Origin of the sequence: Helicobacter sp. 16-1353 (assembly GCF_003288815.1) — a bacterium.
GTDB lineage: Bacteria > Campylobacterota > Campylobacteria > Campylobacterales > Helicobacteraceae > NHYM01.
In genome coordinates this window covers 134,183-151,343 of record NZ_NHYM01000001.1, presented here as the reverse complement: position 1 = coordinate 151,343, position 17,161 = coordinate 134,183, and the positions used below count along the sequence as shown (strand labels likewise).

General features: G+C 30.6%; 21 protein-coding genes. 11 read left to right on the top strand and 10 right to left on the bottom strand.

The annotated features are described in order from the left end of the window. Nucleotides 1-123: 123 nt before the first annotated feature. On the bottom strand, nt 124-267 hold the full coding sequence (locus CCY99_RS09395; RefSeq protein ID WP_181646780.1) for a hypothetical protein: 144 nt from the start codon (nt 265-267) through the stop codon (nt 124-126). A gap of 236 nt (nt 268-503) precedes the next feature. On the opposite strand from CCY99_RS09395, the gene CCY99_RS00700 reads away from it, so the two are divergent. From CCY99_RS00700 to CCY99_RS09390, 3 genes are read left to right on the top strand one after another with little or no spacing between them, the layout of a single operon-like run. After that, entirely contained in the window at nt 504-824 is a 321-nt protein-coding gene (locus CCY99_RS00700; RefSeq protein ID WP_112059495.1) for a hypothetical protein, read from the top strand. Nucleotides 825-835: 11 nt separating this feature from the next. Further along, a complete protein-coding gene (locus CCY99_RS00695; protein ID WP_112059494.1) occupies nt 836-1,156 on the top strand; it encodes a DUF805 domain-containing protein in 321 nt (106 codons plus the stop codon). Beyond that, nucleotides 1,125-1,283, top strand: coding sequence for a hypothetical protein (locus CCY99_RS09390; protein ID WP_181646790.1), 159 nt, complete (start codon nt 1,125-1,127; stop codon nt 1,281-1,283). The genes CCY99_RS00695 and CCY99_RS09390 overlap by 32 nt, the downstream gene beginning before the upstream one ends. Nucleotides 1,284-1,292: 9 nt before the next feature. On the opposite strand, the gene CCY99_RS09765 is transcribed toward CCY99_RS09390, so the two are convergent. Then, nucleotides 1,293-1,421: a hypothetical protein gene (locus tag CCY99_RS09765; protein ID WP_258442871.1), complete on the bottom strand. Its 129-nt coding sequence runs from the start codon at nt 1,419-1,421 to the stop codon at nt 1,293-1,295. A gap of 430 nt (nt 1,422-1,851) precedes the next feature. Here CCY99_RS09765 and CCY99_RS09385 point away from each other — a divergent pair, with 430 nt between their 5' ends. From CCY99_RS09385 to CCY99_RS00675, 5 genes are read left to right on the top strand one after another with little or no spacing between them, the layout of a single operon-like run. Continuing rightward, nucleotides 1,852-2,010, top strand: a complete 159-nt coding sequence (locus tag CCY99_RS09385; protein ID WP_181646779.1) for a hypothetical protein — start codon at nt 1,852-1,854, stop codon at nt 2,008-2,010. Nucleotides 2,011-2,034: 24 nt separating this feature from the next. Continuing rightward, nucleotides 2,035-2,463, top strand: coding sequence for a DoxX family protein (locus CCY99_RS00690; protein WP_112059493.1), 429 nt, complete (start codon nt 2,035-2,037; stop codon nt 2,461-2,463). Beyond that, nucleotides 2,463-2,960, top strand: coding sequence for a hypothetical protein (locus CCY99_RS00685; RefSeq protein WP_112059492.1), 498 nt, complete (start codon nt 2,463-2,465; stop codon nt 2,958-2,960). Before CCY99_RS00690 ends, CCY99_RS00685 begins: the two co-directional genes overlap by 1 nt. Before the next feature lie 10 nt (nt 2,961-2,970). Then, the gene (locus tag CCY99_RS00680; protein ID WP_112059491.1) at nt 2,971-4,617 is read left to right on the top strand and encodes a GMC family oxidoreductase; all 1,647 of its coding nucleotides are present in this window, start codon (nt 2,971-2,973) and stop codon (nt 4,615-4,617) included. A gap of 27 nt (nt 4,618-4,644) precedes the next feature. After that, nucleotides 4,645-5,265 carry a Crp/Fnr family transcriptional regulator gene (locus CCY99_RS00675; RefSeq protein ID WP_112059490.1) on the top strand — a complete coding sequence of 207 codons (621 nt, stop codon included), beginning with the start codon at nt 4,645-4,647 and terminating at the stop codon, nt 5,263-5,265. A 2-nt stretch (nt 5,266-5,267) separates the two neighbouring features. Here the strand turns inward: CCY99_RS00675 and CCY99_RS00670 are convergent, their stop codons facing one another. Together CCY99_RS00670 and CCY99_RS00665 are read right to left on the bottom strand one after the other, a co-directional pair. Further along, nucleotides 5,268-6,230, bottom strand: a complete 963-nt coding sequence (locus tag CCY99_RS00670; protein WP_112059489.1) for a glycosyltransferase family 10 — start codon at nt 6,228-6,230, stop codon at nt 5,268-5,270. Then, entirely contained in the window at nt 6,227-7,882 is a 1,656-nt protein-coding gene (locus CCY99_RS00665; protein WP_112059488.1) for an ABC transporter ATP-binding protein, read from the bottom strand. Before CCY99_RS00665 ends, CCY99_RS00670 begins: the two co-directional genes overlap by 4 nt. Nucleotides 7,883-7,971: 89 nt before the next feature. On the opposite strand from CCY99_RS00665, the gene CCY99_RS00660 reads away from it, so the two are divergent. Next, entirely contained in the window at nt 7,972-8,727 is a 756-nt protein-coding gene (locus tag CCY99_RS00660; protein ID WP_112059487.1) for an NAD+ synthase, read from the top strand. 12 nt (nt 8,728-8,739) lie between these two features. Continuing rightward, on the top strand, nt 8,740-9,639 hold the full coding sequence (locus tag CCY99_RS00655; protein ID WP_112059486.1) for a tetraacyldisaccharide 4'-kinase: 900 nt from the start codon (nt 8,740-8,742) through the stop codon (nt 9,637-9,639). An 81-nt stretch (nt 9,640-9,720) separates the two neighbouring features. Here CCY99_RS00655 and CCY99_RS00650 read toward each other — a convergent pair whose 3' ends face one another. After that, the gene (locus tag CCY99_RS00650) at nt 9,721-11,037 is read right to left on the bottom strand and encodes a M99 family carboxypeptidase catalytic domain-containing protein (protein ID WP_112059485.1); all 1,317 of its coding nucleotides are present in this window, start codon (nt 11,035-11,037) and stop codon (nt 9,721-9,723) included. Nucleotides 11,038-11,125: 88 nt separating this feature from the next. Between CCY99_RS00650 and CCY99_RS00645 the strand changes: the two genes are divergently transcribed. Continuing rightward, nucleotides 11,126-11,683: a flagellar FLiS export co-chaperone gene (locus CCY99_RS00645; RefSeq protein ID WP_112059484.1), complete on the top strand. Its 558-nt coding sequence runs from the start codon at nt 11,126-11,128 to the stop codon at nt 11,681-11,683. 3 nt (nt 11,684-11,686) lie between these two features. Here CCY99_RS00645 and CCY99_RS00640 read toward each other — a convergent pair whose 3' ends face one another. The 5 genes from CCY99_RS00640 to CCY99_RS00620 all read right to left on the bottom strand — a co-directional run bounded on the left by CCY99_RS00640 (nt 11,687) and on the right by CCY99_RS00620 (nt 17,130). Next, complete coding sequence (locus CCY99_RS00640; protein ID WP_112059618.1) at nt 11,687-12,619, bottom strand: NAD(P)H-dependent glycerol-3-phosphate dehydrogenase; 933 nt, start codon at nt 12,617-12,619, stop codon at nt 11,687-11,689. 39 nt (nt 12,620-12,658) lie between these two features. Further along, on the bottom strand, nt 12,659-14,350 hold the full coding sequence (gene argS / locus CCY99_RS00635) for an arginine--tRNA ligase (RefSeq protein WP_112059483.1): 1,692 nt from the start codon (nt 14,348-14,350) through the stop codon (nt 12,659-12,661). Nucleotides 14,351-14,353: 3 nt separating this feature from the next. Continuing rightward, a complete protein-coding gene (locus CCY99_RS00630; protein ID WP_112059482.1) occupies nt 14,354-14,602 on the bottom strand; it encodes a twin-arginine translocase TatA/TatE family subunit in 249 nt (82 codons plus the stop codon). 89 nt (nt 14,603-14,691) lie between these two features. Then, nucleotides 14,692-15,300 (bottom strand): guanylate kinase, encoded by a 609-nt coding sequence (gene gmk, locus CCY99_RS00625; RefSeq protein ID WP_258442870.1) that lies wholly within the window; start codon nt 15,298-15,300, stop codon nt 14,692-14,694. 3 nt (nt 15,301-15,303) lie between these two features. Next, on the bottom strand, nt 15,304-17,130 hold the full coding sequence (locus CCY99_RS00620; RefSeq protein WP_112059480.1) for a hypothetical protein: 1,827 nt from the start codon (nt 17,128-17,130) through the stop codon (nt 15,304-15,306). Between the last annotated feature and the right edge of the window lie 31 nt (nt 17,131-17,161).

Sequence of the window (17,161 nt, the reverse complement as noted above, 5' to 3'; positions counted from 1 at the left end):
ATTATAATTGCATTGTTTAGGGATTATCTTCTAACGGAGCTTCGGTGAAGTTAGGAGGTGTGGTATGGGTGAAGTGATAGCTTTTAGCTTGATTTTACTATTGCTTGTCTTAGTGCTGAAACACTAAGACAAAACCACTATTAAATTAAAACAATTTGATTTTAAGGCAACTCCGCTTAATAAATCCTTAAACAACAATCTTTTTGCCGAAGTAAGCGGGGTTGCTTCGGCTTTTAGCTTCATTTTACTTTTTATAAAACGCATCATTTAAATATTATTGCTTTGGATTCCGCTTAGATTCTTACTTTAGATTCCCCCAGATTCCACACTTTAGATTCTCAAAAACTGCAAAAATTCACAAATTCCCACATTTTTAAGAATAGATTCAGCAAAGTATAAGCAAGGGGGGGGGTAAAATCGATTTTTTTAAGCGAGTTTTAAGCGACGCGATAAATAGCGACGCGATAAATTCTAAGAGAATAGGAAATGAAAGGAGTGCAAAAATGTTTGCGAAATTATTAAAAGCTATATTTATACTTGTCATAGGTTTTGTAGGAATAGCGTTGCTTGGGGGAATCTACGCGCTTGTAACGCAATCAGGCTCATCGGCTGTAGCCACATCAGGCTCATCGGCTGTAGCCACATCAGGCTCATCAGCTGGAGAAGGTGCAATTATGCTTACCATAATGACATTAGGTTTGGCTTATGGAGTATTTATCACAATAAGAGCAACATTTAGAGGAGTAAAGAATACAATCAAAGAAAAGCCCGACGATGAGGCGCAAAACGCCCCATCAAACGCTACAGAATATAAGGAAAATTAAAGGAGAAAAACATGTTTTTTATTATTGCAATAGTTTACGGACTAAATGTGCTGTTTACAGAAGGATTTGCGACTTTTAAGAGTGAAATGGGTAAATCTTGGAGAGAGTTTTGGAGGCGGGGATTTGACTTTACGGGCAGGACGACAAGGAGAGAGTTTTTGCTAACTTGGTTTTCAGTGCCGATAGGTCTCCTTGTGATTGGACTTATTGCCATGTTCGTGCTTGCTATTAGCGATATAATTGGTGGTATTTTGCTAATTGTATTATTTATAGCCTTTATCGTGCCTGCTTTTGCTATGTATGTCCGCAGATATAGAAGATGCTGGAGTTAGCATTTGGATATTTATTTTAGCCATTCTCTTAGCTCCAATCGGCGTGGTTATTAATTTTGTTATTTGCTTATTGCCTAGTAAAAAAGTGGAAAATGATTTGCAAAATATTTCACAAAATGGAGAATAAATATAAGACTTAAGCGAGAATCCAAGTTTTTAGAAACTCCCAAGATTCCACAAAACTCGCTAGTTTCTCGCAGAGATTCCACAAAAAAGCAGAATCTAAAAAATGCGAAAAAAGTAATTCAATAATCGCCGTTGGCAATTTTGCATTTGGGCTTGGATACTGTTCTTAAGCCCCAAAACTCGCATAAAATCCCTTTTTGTTTTTGCTTAATTATACAAATTCGCCCCTTAAAATTTCACATTTATTTTCACGCCAAAATCCCCCCTAATTTGCAAGTATTTCGTAAGCAAGTCCCAATCTTTTTGATAAAATAAAATTTTTAAAATATCTTTATTTCAAATCCAACAAATCTCCCTTTAAATTTAAGCTAGATTCCCACTATAAGCCCTTAGCGATTTAATCCTAAATCTTACAAATATTTATAAGAAAATATTGTTAATATAGACTTAGGATTCCAAGAAATAATATTTTTACAGAATCTCTTTGTGATATAAATCACTGATATTTTTTAATGTTTTTCTATATAATGTAGTGCTTTTTAAGCAATATAAAATTTTAGGAGCAGATTATGAAAAAAATAGCAAGTATGCTTTTTGGTTTATTATTAGTATTAGGTTTTACGACTACATTAAGTGCGGCTGAGAAGTGCGGTGCTGGTAAATGTGGAGACACAAAAACAGAAAAACCTCAAAAATGTGGTGCTGGTAAATGTGGAGATTCTAAATAAATTATAGCTATAAAATTAAGATAAATGAAAAATCTATATATTATTTTTTCTAGCATAACTTCAAATTTCCAATCGCTATCTTTGCTATTTATCCGCTTTGGTTTGGCGTATGGATTCTATGAAACGGCGATTATGAAGTGGCACAATCTAGAATCTACTGCTGAATGGTTCGCTAGTATGGGCTTCATTCTTCCCACACTTAGCGTGTATTTTGTGGCGATTTTTGAGATATTAGCAGTTCCTCTTTTTATACTTGGGCTTTTTAGTCGCATTCTATCTATTCCGCTTCTTGTGATAATTCTCGTGGCGATTTTTGCCGTGCATTTTTCAAATGGCTTTAGTGCTGGGAATAATGGCTTTGAGATTCCACTTTATTACGGGATTATGCTATTTACTCTATTCGCCTTTGGTAGCGGAAAATTTAGCATTGATTATTTGATATTTAGAAAATAATGATAATTAATAGAAGAAATGCCATAAAGATTTTCTCTTCATCGTCCTTGATGTGTGTAGTGCCTAAGCTAATCGCTGATGATAATATTTCAAATAGCGATATGTTTAGGCTTTTATCTCTAGTGCAAGAAGATTTATTTCCATATATAAAGGAATTAAATATTGATAGTGCTGCATACTTAAAACTAATCTTAGCTCATTCAAAAGTATCACAAAAAACCAAAAATGCCATTATAAATGGTGCAAAGAATCTAGATAAAGAAAGCCTAGATATGTATAATAAACATTATATAGATTTAGATTTTTCAAATAGAGATAGATTGCTAAAACATATTTCAAAAATATCTTGGGGAGAAGATTGGATTTATGATATGCTTGTTTTTATTATGGAATCCATACTAGGAGACCCCATATATGGCATAAATACGAATGAAAATGGTTGGAAATGGCTAAATCACCACACAGGTTTGCCACAACCAAATAAGCCATTTTTATAAAAGATTAAATATGATTTATGATGTTTGCATTATAGGTAGTGGTGCTGGGGCTTCGTGTGTGGCGTATGAACTAAGTAATTTGAATTATAATGTTATTGTGCTTGAAAAGGGAAAATACTACAAAGAAGATGATTTTAGCAAAGATGAGCTTGCAGTATCTCGTCGCAAAATGTATATACCAAATCTCAAAGATGAATACCATATCATAAATGAGAAAAATGCCGATGGTGGCATAGATACATATATTGGCACTTGGAATTTTTGGAATGGCAGTATGGTTGGTGGAAGTAGTAATCTTATGAGTGGATTCTTTCATCGCCTAAAACCTAATGATTTTAAGCTAAAAAGTGTATATGGTGAAATTGAAGGTGCAAATGTGGTTGATTGGGCTATTAGCTATGATGATTTAGAAGCCTATTATACGAAAGTTGAGAATGTAATTGGCGTATCTGGAAAGGTAGTAAATCATAGATTTTTAGAGCCTCGTTCTACTAAGGATTTCCCATATCCAAAATTAGAAGATAGCGAAGTTACAAAATGGTTTGATAACGCTTGTAATGCCTTAAACATTACAAGTATTCCTACGCCAAGAGCCATTTTGCCATATAGCGATTTGGATAGATATGGTTGTGCGTATTCCCATTATTGCGGGGCTTATCCTTGTGCCACAGGTGCAAAAGGTAGTAGTAGAGCTGCGTTGCTACAAAAATGTAGTGCAAAAATAATCCCAGAAGCCTTTGTTTATAAACTAATTAGTGATAAAACTAGCATAAAAGAAGCCATTTATTACGACGCACATAAAAAATCGCATTCAATAAAAGCAAGAATTTTTGTTCTAGCAGCTCAAGCCATAGAAACATCAAGATTATTATTAAACTCTAAAAATAGGTATTTTCCAAATGGTATTGCAAATAATCACAATCAAGTTGGTAAGAATCTAATTTTTTCTTCAGGTGGCGTTGGTAGTGGGACATTTTATCTAAAAGATTTATCAAGCAATGATGCTTTTGCATTAATGCAAAGAGGTTTATTTTTCAATAGAAGTATTCAAGATTGGTATGAATTTAGCCAAGATTCCAAGATATATAAGGGCGGGACTATCGACTTTTTATTCGAGCATCCAAATATTATCCCAAATGTAATAGAGCAATTCTACGATAATGGCAATATAATCTGGGGCGATAATTTAAAACAAAAAATAGAGAAAAATATATATTCTAGCAGGAGATTGAATTTCGAGGTTTTTAGCGATTGGCTTCCTACAAATGATTGTTTTGTAAGTGTTAGTGAAACACATAAGGATAAATATGGTATTCCTGTGGCTGTTGTAAATATATATTCACATCCACATGATAGAAAAGTAGGGGAGTATTTATCAAAAAAAGCAGTTAAGATTCTACAAAAAATGGGGGCAAAAGATATAGATTTTAGCGTTGGCTCATCGCCCCCGGCGAATCTAGTTGCAGGTGGAGCACGATTTGGCAATGATATTAATAATAGTGTTTTGGATAAAAACTGCAAAGCACATGAATTAACAAATTTATATATCACAGATGCTTCATTTATGCCTACAGGCGGAAGTGTCCCTTATACTTGGAGTATATATGCAAATTCTTTTCGAGTTGCAGATATAATTAAAGAGCATTTAAAATCTTAATTATAATTCTGCCAATAAGGTTACCAAATGATAAATAAACTAACTTTTATCTCAAAACTAAAACCTGCTAATCAGCAGTTAATCAAAGATTCTGCAATCTTTGTGAAAATCAAACGAGATTCTATACTTTTTAATCAAGGCGATATTTGCAATAGTATATTATTCATAACTAAAGGTAGAGCGAAACTCATTCGGCAAAATGAAGCTAAAAGTATATTATTATTCTATTTTAGCTCTGGTGAGCAATGCAATGTAAATTTTATTAATAATGACACAATGCCTGCAATTGGCACAGGAATCGCCACAACAGATATAGAGGGTTATAGAGTTCCATCTAATATTGTTCGGGAGATTTTTATCCAAGATGAGGAATTTCAAAAATATATTTTCCAACAATATGCAGATAGAATCTTATATATGGCAAATTTAGTCGAGGAAGTTCGGTTTAAACGACTTGATTTACGATTAATCGAGTGGCTTAAAATGCAAGATTCTAATGTAATTTTCATATCACACGAGGAATTAAGCGATATTTTAGGCACTTCAAGAGAGGTAATAAGTAGAATCTTAAAAACCCTAGAATCCGATAATCTAGTAAAACTCCATCGAAAAAAGATTGAAATCCTAGAAAGCTTAAGGGCAATCTAATATTATTTGTAAAACCTTATGATATTTTGGATTTTTATGATTTTCTCTCTTGCTTTTTGGAATTTCTTATATCTATTTTCAATATTCATTCTCCACTGCCCAAATCCCCTTCTATATGCTTCTTGTAGGGGAGAATCAAATATATTATATAAAAAATTCTCCAATCTTTTATTAAATATCTCTTTATGATTAGAATCTAAGATTAAAGGCTCATTTAGTATTTCTAAATATCGTTTTTCATCACAATCAATAGCTTTTATAAACTCTATCATTTCATCTATACAAGTAAAATCTGCTAGATTGATAAATGCTTTTTTATTTAACCCCCCCCCATTTTCGTTTAAAGGATATGCTATTTTTATATCACCAAAATATATAGGGATACTTCCTGCTGCCTTTGCATCAAAAATTTTTTCGGTTATATAGCCATTGGTTTGGGAATTTTCAAATGCGATATTGAATTTATATTTTGATAAAAATTCTAACTTATCAGCCACTGCTTCGCCAATATTATTCTTATATTTTCCGCCAGAATCTACTCTTTTATATTTGCTTAGTTTATTAAAAATTTCCTCTCTTTTGCTATCTGCTTTATCATTGCTAACTACAAAGCTACAAAATGAGCGGTTAAATGGATTGGCAATCGTTGTTGTATTATTTAGGCATTTATCAAAGCTTTCATAAGTAAGATATAGCGGATACCGCAAATATCTATCTTCAAATATTAGATAATCAAAAGCGATTCCATAATCAGCAAAATTAAAATCACAGCGACAATTTTCTCCAGTTATAAAAATCCTAATACAATCATAATGAATATGTTTTGCCCCAAATACACTATAAAATATATAATCTGGATTCTTGGAATCTATGATAATCTCATATTTTTTGCTTAATATTTGCTCTATTGTAGATTCCAATCCTGCATAGCCATCTAAAAATGCAATTTTTTTGATTGGTTTCATTGCTTTATCTCTATATTTTTGATTTCGCCATCACTTATTTCAATCTTTTTTGTAGCAAGCTCTATGGTGCTTGGGCGATGTGCGATTAGAATAACGATTTTATCTTTTTTGATTAAATTAATACTTTTTTTAATGGAATCTTCCGTAGCTTCATCTAATGCACTTGTAGCTTCATCAAAAATTAATATTTGCGGATTCTTATATATTGCCCTAGCAATCGCTATTCTCTGTCTTTGACCACCGCTTAGATTTGCTCCATATTCATCTAGTTTTGTGTAGATTCCATCTGGAAGATTCTCCACAAAATCCCAAGCAAAACTTTGTTTTAAGGATTCTATTATTTTCTTTTCATCTATTTCACTTCCATATGCGACATTTACAGCGATACTATCGTTAAAAATAAAGATTCTCTGTGTTACAATGGCGATATTATCGCAAATACTTTTTTGTGTGTAATTATCAAGCGATATGCCATTTATCTTAACTTGACCTTTATTTGGTGTATATAATCGCAAAATAAGATTCACAATAGAGCTTTTTCCACTACCACTTTTACCTTTTAATGCGACTATTTCATTTTTATTAAATGTTAAATTAATATTTTTTAGAGCCACCACATTGTCATAATTTAAACTAACATTATCGAATGAAATAGATTCTATATTGTTTTTTAAAACTATATTTCCATCTTTTATTTGTGGGGCTCTATCGAGTATTTCAAAGATTCTATGTCCTGCGGCAAGTGCTGTTTGCATTCCAGCATACATTGAAGTTATTTTTTTTAATGGTGTGTAAATCATAAATAATGCCGCAACAAATGAAAAAAATGCCCCAGCAGTCATTTTTCCATCTATTACTTCATTACCACCGATATAAATCACAATAGCAACAACAATCGCCCCCAAAAGCTCCATAAGCGGATTTACAAGCTGATTTTGCTGAACCACTTTCATATTAATCTTAAAAAAATTATAATTTGCATCATTGAAATATTTGCTCTCAATCTCTTGGCTATTACTTGCTTTTATTAGCTCGGCGTTATTAAATATTTCGTTTAATTTGGCAGTTATATCAGAATTTTGCTCCATTAGTTTTTTAGAGATTTTCTTAATCTTTTTAGCGATTATATTAATAGGAAACATAGCAAGAGGTATTACAATAAGCCCAAAAATAGCTAATTTTGGACTTTGGTAAATAACAACCCCAATTAACGCTATAATAGTAATGCTCTCTCTTGCGAAATCCCCTACATAGTTTGAAACGGCATTCCTTATAGATTCAATATCATTTGTAATTCTTGCTACAAGCTCACCGCTACGCATTTTATTAAAAAATTCCATCTCTAAGCTTAGCATATGGGCTAAAAGCTTATTGCGAATCTGCCTTACAATGTCCTGTCCAATATAATTCATCAAATATGATTGTGCATACATTCCTACACTTTTACCCATATATGCAAAGATTAAAACGATGGGTAAAATTATTAACATTGTGGAATCTTTATTGATGAAAACATCATCAAGAACAGGTTTTACAAGGTATGTAATTAAAGCGGTGCATAATGCAGTTATAATGCCAGCACCAATAGCTATGATAAATCTAGGATAATGACCTTTTATATAAGGCAGAAATCGAATTATAAATATTTTCATAAATGTTATTATAGTTTAAAAGAGATTTTTATTTCTGTATTTTAAATAAATATATCTTAAAATACATTCCAAAGTAACGGGAGATTAATATGCAAAAGAAAATTGACAAAATAGAAGAATTTCTAACTAAAGAGGTAAAAAAACGCGGATTTAGTAATGTTGTATTTGGGCTTAGTGGCGGTATTGATAGTGCTGTTGTGGCATTTTTTTGTAATAAGATTTTTAAGAATAAAGCAAAAGCATTTATTTTGCCATCACATTCAACAAATCCAAAAAATACACAAGATGCCATTAGATTCGCTCAATCCATAGGGCTTTACTATGAGATTATTAATATCGGCGAACTACAGGATAGCTTCATAAATACCATTGACTTAGAAAATGATACTAATAGTTTTCATAGAATAGGAAACTTCTGTGCTAGAGCTAGAATGTGTATTTTATATGATAAATCATTTTTACATAATGCTTTGGTTGTAGGAACTAGCAATAAAAGTGAGCTAATGCTAGGATATGGAACGCTTTATGGGGATTTAGCATATGCTATTAATCCTATTGGTGATATATATAAAAGTGATATTTTTACGATAGCCAAAAAGATTGGAATCCCAAAATATATCATTGACAAAAAGCCTTCTGCAGACCTTTATATCGGGCAGAGTGATGAGGGCGATTTAGGATATTCTTATAATCAAATTGATAAATTATTAAAGCAAATAGTAAAAGGTTTTAGTGAGAAAGAATTAATTGAAAATGGTTTTGAAAAAGCATTTGTAAAGTCTATTTTTAAGCGAATAAAACAAAATAGCTTTAAAGGCGAACCTCCAAAAATAGCTAAAATGTAGGATTAATAAAATATGAGATTTATTGATAGCTATTTTTATAAACCAAATTTTTGGCAGAAGATTCTAAGTATTGTGCTTTTGCCTATTTCATTATTATATTTCATTGTAGCGACATTAAGAAGAAAGATTCAAAGATATTATAATTTTGGAATCCCCATTATAAGCATTGGGAATCTAATCGCAGGTGGAAGCGGAAAAACACCATTTTTGCAAGAAATAGCAAAAGATTACGATGATATTGCAATTATATCAAGAGGTTATAAGCGTAAAGGCAAGAATCTACTTATAGTAAGTATTAAAGGCGTTATACAAGCATCGCAAGAAATGAGTGGCGATGAGGCATATATGCTTGCTTTAAATCTACCAAATGCAAGTGTAATAGTATGTAAAAATCGCAGAGATGGAATCCTAAAAGCAAAAGAATTAGGCTCTAAATGTGTATTTTTAGATGATGGATTTAGATTTAATTTTAAAAAACTAAATATTATTTTAATTCCGCAATTAGAGCCATATTTTAGATTCACACTTCCTAGTGGAATCTATCGCGAGAATCCATTTTATAAGAATCCAAAAGATTTATTTATAAAAGAGGGGGTTGATTATAAACGAGAAGTTATTATAGAGAATCCAACAGAAAGAATGCTATTAGTAACAGCAATTGCGAATCCAAATAGACTTGATGTATTTTTACCAAACAATATTATCGGTAAAATCACCCTAAGCGACCACTCAAATTTTGATTTAACAATGCTAAAGTCGCAATATAAAAACTACAATGCCACATCGCTACTCGTTACAAAAAAAGATGAGGTGAAGCTTAGTAATTGCGAGATTCCGCTAAGTATTTTGGTATTAAAGATAAATATCAATGAGAGCATAAAAAAAAGAATTAAAGATTATATAGAATCCTAAAATATTAGAATCTAAAATTTTAAAGCCCATACTATCGCACAAAGTAAGAATATAATACAAAGTAGAATCTTAATGTAATTATTATTTATCATTTGAAAAATTTATGATTATCATTCCGGCAAATTTATCCGGTTTATTTTTTTCTTGCTTATAAAATTCTATACGAAATTTTGTATTAGCCTTATCAATGGCAAATTTATCCATTAAATCGCTTCGTTTAATTTCTATGTCAACCTCATTTTTTATATTTTGTTTAGAAAAACCTATAACATTTACACGATAGCCCAAAGGCGGAATCAAAAAGCTTTCTTTAAGTGGGATAATAGTTCCTATAGGGACTTCAATCTCATTTCCATCTATTACTAGGCTAACATTTTTTAAACTATAATCAAAATCAATAAAAAATGGATTAAGATATACTATATTTTTATTTCCATTCTTTATTCTAAATACTTCATTATCTTCGAAAAGCCATACAATAGGCGTATTTGAATAGAAACTTACATCATCTTTTTGTATTGGAAAAAAGTTTAATGTAGATTTTATATTATGTAGCGGAATCTCTATGATATTATTTATTACGATATTCATATCTTTATCATTGATTAGGCTATTTATCGTTTTTATATCTAGATTAAAATCTCGCTCAAAACTAATATCCATATTTTTTAGCATTGCTTCGATGGCAAGGAGATGATAATAAACTCTTTGATTTAATGGAAGACTTTTGGAGGCTTCATTGGCAAAAGCCATTTTTTTATTTAATGTGGCAAAATATGTAAGACTTTTTTCCTGTTCTTTATCTCCTTGAGATGTGTTTGTATTTCGCACACGATAGCGATGTAATTCATTTAGTAGATTTTCATTTATATGCTCTACAATCTTAGATACTTCTGTATTTAAGTCATCATAAGTAAAAAGGGTGTTTTGGTCTATTATAGAGCAGTTTCCCCAGCGATTTTCATTTAGTAGATTATTAATATATTTTTCTCTGTAGAATCCACTTCCATCGTGCAAATGTAGAATCCTGACAATATTATCATTTAATATGATATTTTTTATATTTTGGATTATTTGATATTCTGGGTCGCTTTCGCTTAAGTCGGCAAATTTTCTATTCATATCGCCGTAGATTCCGCGATTATTCTTTAAAATGCTATATTGATTGAGATTTGGCACAACCCAAACATTGCCATTATGTATTTTATAATGTTTAATAAAAATAGAAGTAGCATTAAATCCACCCGGCTCATCACCTTGAATCCCGGATATGATAAGCAAAGCAGGTGAATTGTCGCTTATGGGGCTAGTTGAATCTAGTTTATACAAACTAAAATCGATAGGTTTTGAATCTAGATTCAGCAAAAATACACAAATAAAAAATATGATTTTTTTCAAACGCTACTCCAAATAATAAATTTGCCATTATAGCAAATAAATTATGGAATGAAATATGCTTATTTTATACTAAATTAAAGGAGTAAAAATGAGCAATGATGACATATTGGCTACTTTAAAAAAACATTTACCTGAAGTTGAGGAAGAATCTCAAGTAAATTTGACAAAAACACAAATTCACAATTTTGGAGAAAATATGAAAGGGATAAATGAATTTATTGGTGCAGCTCAAACATTGGTTGTAAATCTTAATAAGATTAGGAATCTTGCAGAAAAAATACAATGGATTGATGATTTATTAAAACAAGAAGAAAATACAAGCACCATTCAAATACTAAATACCGAGCGACAAACGCATATCGCAAATATAAAATATATGCTTGAAAATTCTAAATTTATGGGTGTGGGGCTTTTTGACACGGAGCTTTCTTGCGTTATAAATGGTAAAAGATTTAGTTTAAATATAGAGAATCCTTTGCATTTTATCGATGATAATATGCTTGAATATTGCATTCTTAAAAATGATGAATTAAATGATTTACTTCTAAAGGTAAGCCAACGATTAAATGGCGATGATGATAATTCTAGTGCTGTAAAAGAATTTGATGATTTACCTAGTGATATACTAAGTGATAAATTATTTTAGATTCTAGAATTTTTTTAAATCAACATCATTTCCTAGTAATTCTTTAACGCTTTCTTTTGGCGATTTGCCTTGTAGTATTTGATGAACTTGTTTTGCAATTGGCGTATATATATTATGTTTTGTGGCAAGTTTCTCAACTGCTTGTGTGCTTAAAACTCCCTCAGCAATTTCGCCTAATTCTTCTAAGATAGTTTTTAGTGATTTATTTTGAGCTAGTGCATATCCAACGCGATAGTTTCGTGATAAAATCGAATTCGCACTTAAGAATAAATCTCCCGCACCACTTAATCCTAAAAATGTAGATTCCTTTGCTCCAAAAAACATTCCAAATCTACACATTTCAACCAAACCTCTTGCAATCATAGATGCTTTAGCATTATTTCCTAATACTAATCCATCGCTTATTCCACCTGCTATTGCAATGATATTTTTATATGCTCCCCCGACTTCTCCACCAATAACATCATTATCAAAATATATTTTCATAAAGCTTGGAAAAATATTAGCAATATCCTCAACCTCTTTTTGTTTTTTAGTATGGATATTTAACGCACAGGGCATACCTTTCAAAACTTCTGTTGCAAATGATGGACCCATAAGATAGCCGATATTTAGATTTGGAAAATATTCCTTAAAAATATCGCACATAAAAGCACCACTTGATATTTCAATACCTTTTGATGCCACTAAAACAATGGATTCTCTCTTAAAATTGACATTTTTGAGCCATTCCCTCATCGCCTCACTTTTTATCGCAATAATAATATATTTGCATTCTAATGCCTTATCTAAGCTTATTTGCCTAACTTTATGTGAATCATAGGTTTTTAAAAGACTTAATTCTCTTCTTGATACAATGCCAACATTATTTTTTTGACTAAACCCAAATGCCAATGCTCTGCCCCAAGTGCCACCGCCGATAACCGCAATATTTATTGCATTCTCATCATCGTTTTTTTTCATATTTTTCCTATATTACATTTTTGTTTTTGCAGTAATTCCCATCAAACTAAGTCCCGTTGTAATGGATAAAGAAACGATTTTTAGGATACTTATAATACTACCTTCATTTGGATTATTTAATATTTTTGAAGAGTTATAGCAAAAGTGTAGCTTTGAAGCGAGATTCTTAAGATATTCAGGGAGTTTTTGTAATGCCCTTTCGCTAAATGCACCCTCAAGAATTTTTGGTAAAAGTAAAGCATAAATCAGCAAATCTTTCCACATAGAATCTAAATTGCTAAAATCATACATTTCTTTTGCTGTGCTTTTACCTAGAATCGTGTGGATTCTAGCATTTGCATAATTAATATAATAGATTGGATTATTGGAATCTTCGTTTTTTAATACATCAATATCAAATTCCAAATGTGTATCTGCCTTTTTACTTAAAAATACAAATCGCAATGCGTCTGCACCGATTTCATCTATAATATCCTGCATTAATATAAAATTACCCGCTCTTTTGCTCATTTTATATGGTTTTCCGCCTTTTAGCAGACTTACCATTTGGGATAATATAATCTCAAGCTTATTGCTATCATATCCTAGAAAATCGATACTTGCCTTGATTCTTGCGATATATCCGTGATGGTCTGCCCCCCAGATATTAATATATTTATCAAATCCTCGCATAAATTTATCATTATGATAGATTATATCACCACATAAATATGTAGGACAGGAGGAATCTCGCACGATAACCCTATCTTTTTCATCGCCCTTTAATGTGGATTTTAGCCAAATCTTAGAATGTTCTTTCTCATCATTATATATCGCATTATTTTCTCTTAATTTTGTTAAAACAGGCACAAAATCTTTCATTAGCGATTTTTCACTTATAAAATTATCAAAAACTATATTTGCATTTTTGAGATTATCTTTTATTAAATCAAGCATTTTTTCAACGCCAAAATCGCTAAGTTTTTGGATAGTTTTTGGGATAATTTTCTCATTACTATATACAAACTCTTTGTCGAATTCTTTAAATGAAAATATCTCGCTTCCAAATTTTTCTATCGCTTCGTTTGCTAAATCAACGATATATTCACCCTTGTAATAATCCTTTGGATATGAAACTTCTACTTTTTTCATCTCTTGCCCTTCGATAAAAGGCAAATCAAGTATTTCTTTTTGCTTTCCAGAATCTTTTAGAATCTTTTGCCCTGCGATAAAAATCGAATAGCCAAGCATTTCTATTTGACTTCCAGAATCGTTTATATAATATTCTTTTTGTATCTCATATCCTAAATATTTGCCTATTCTAGCTAGTGTATCACCGAAAATCGCTCCCCTTGCGTGTCCTATGTGAAGTGGTCCTGTTGGATTTGCACTTACAAACTCCAAAAGGATTTTTTGATGTTGATTTTCATCTTTTGCAAAATTATCTTGATTTTTTAGGGAATCTTCTGCCACTTGCGATAAAAATTCATCGCTTAATTTGAGATTTATAAATCCATTTAGTGTTGTAATGATCTCAAATTCACGGATATTTTGTAGCTTATTTTTTATTTCTTCTGCTATTTCTTTTGGGTTTTTATTCTCTTGTTTTGCTAGAATAAATGCGATAGGCGTAGCAAAATGTCCCATTTTAGAATCCTTTGGAATCTCTAAAATGACATTTTGTCCTAAGGTAGAATCTAGTATATTTTTAATGCGTTTATACATAAATTAAGCTTTTTTGGCTTTTTCTTCTTCTTTTATATCTACACTTTCTTTTATATTCTGCTTATTTTCAACTTCTTTATTTGCGACATTTTGCGTATTGGCTTCATCTTCTTCATCATCTTTTACGGCTTTTTTGAAGTTTTTAATCCCACTTCCTAAGCCTTTTGCTAAATCTGGGATTTTTTTCGCCCCAAATAATAAAACCACAATAGCTAATATAATCAATAGTTCTGGAACACTAGGCATTGCCATTTTTCAATCCTTAAATTAAATTTGTAGGGTATTTTATAATAAAAAGTATAAAATTTATATAGGCTTATATGGTCTTTGCTAAAGATTTGTTATTTTTGCCATAGTTGGAGTATTTTTTGACTTTTGGATTTAGTATTTTTAAATTTTATTGATTTTACAATACCTAAAAAACCATCAAAAGCATTATTAAAATCATCATTAATGATAATAAAATCAAAATTATCTATGCCCTGCATTTCATTAAAAGCTAATTCTAATCTATCCTCAATAATCTTTTGATTATCTAATGCACGAGATTTTAGGCGAGATTCTAAGATGGATTTATTCGGCGTTGTGATAAAGATAGATGTGGCATTTGGATAATGCTTTTTAATCGATTTTTGACCTTGAATATCAATATCAAATAAAACTATCTTGCCTGAATTTAGGGCATTTATAACTTGGCTATTTTGTGTTCCATAATAATTATTATGCACCTTAGCCCATTCTAAAAATATATTATTTTTAATACCATCTAAAAATTCATTTTCTGTTATGAAGTGATAATGAACCCCATCAATCTCACCCTCTCTCATTTTCCTAGTAGTAGATGAAATAGAAAAATAAACATTATTTGTATGTTTTAAAAGCTCATTACAAAGGCTTGATTTTCCCGCACCACTTGGACCTGATATTATTATAATATTAGAATCCAACATCATTTATTGCTTTTTACTTGGGAATGTTATATTAATAGTGATTTGAACCCCGCTTAAAAGCTCACGCAGTTTATCGATAGGGAGCGATTTAATAATCTCTGATAAATCCACATTTACATTGCTAGTGGAATCTCCTATGTTTATATGTGTATTTGTATCATTATTTTGTATTGGATTTTCTATAGGTTGATTTGGTGGTATTTGCTCTTCTTCTATGAAGTCATTATCACCAAAGTTAAAGTCATCAATCTTATCATCAATATTTGTTTCATCTAAGTTTGTTTCATCTAAAACCTCACTTAATGCTTCTTGTGTAAGCGAACTAAGCTCATTATTGTGAATCTTAAGATTATTTTGTGGCGGCATTGTTTCTTCTAGAATATTTGTTAGCTCATTTATAGTATCTTTATTTAGAATCTGTGGTTCTGTGTGCGGGGTATTAAAATCTTCATTAAATGTATTATCATTATTTAATGATTCTTCTTGTAATCTTAGCAACGCTTCATCATCGAGATTATCAAGCTCCTCATCGCTTAAATCATTAATATTTTTTATATTATTTTGATTTATTGCGGATTCTGTGGCATTAAAATCATTAGTGTTAAAATTATCAGCATTAAAATTATCAGTATTGAAATCATTGGTATTAAAATCATTAAAGTCGCCGAAATCGCTTATATCTTGTGCTTCTAAATCTTTGACATTATTTTCATTAAATTCAGTATCTTGTATATTTAGATTTGAATTATCATCGAAATGAATATTTTCTATTTTGGAATCCTGCATATTCTGCATATTCTGCATATCTTGCTTGGATTCTTGAGAATCTTGAGAATCTAATATTTGTTGGGTTTGTGGATTAGACTGCACATTTTCTTTTTTTGTGTATATATCACCGCCAACTAAACCTTTTGGTTGATTTTTTTGTTGAGATTGTAAAAATTCATCTTGTAATGCAAAAATAGAGTTAAAATCAATATCATCATTTGCATTATCTTTTAATGTTTGATTATCAATATTAATGGATTCTTGTTTTGTAGATTGTGGTATTTCTGGTGAATCTAAATCAAATGATGTATCCATAGGAATAATATCATCATCTTTTATATTTATATTATTTGGTTGTGTATATTCTAAGTTATCGTTAAGTAAATCGTCCTCATCGTCGCTATAAGTAAAGTTTATTTCATCATTATCATTCATCATATTATTATCTATATCGGGATTATTTAGGTTTATATCGTCATTTTGATTAGTAACTTTTGTAGTGTTATCATCTATACCAATATCATCAAATGAAATAGGAGTTGTATCCTTTATACCTGATAAAAACTCATCATCATTATCACTAAATTCCGACAAATCAATATCATTTATATGTTGTTTTATATTATTAGTATCATTTGATATATCTAAATCTAATACATTTGTATCTGGCAATCTATCATCAACATCTTTAGGATTTTCTTGTTGAATAGGTTTGACATCATTATATGAAGAAAAACTCATTTCATTATATTTTTCTTTTTTTAAAACATCGTAAATATCAGTTGGTAAAAATGGCTTACGAATATAATCATCAAATCCGCTAATAGCAGCCTTATCTTTTGATAGAATAAGACAAAATTTTGTAGTTATTAGTTTCTTTTTAAGATTTTGAAAACTATCTAAATCTAAAACTCCATCATCTATAAAAATACAACTATAATCCTCTTGAAGTGAAATATCCGCTATAGAATTTATATTATCAAGCTGAATAGCAGCCTTTCTCGCAGAAATGCTGAATATTTTTCTAACAGCTGCATTCGTATTAATAAGTAAGAATTTCATTTGCTCTCCATTTTATAATAAAGCCTATTAT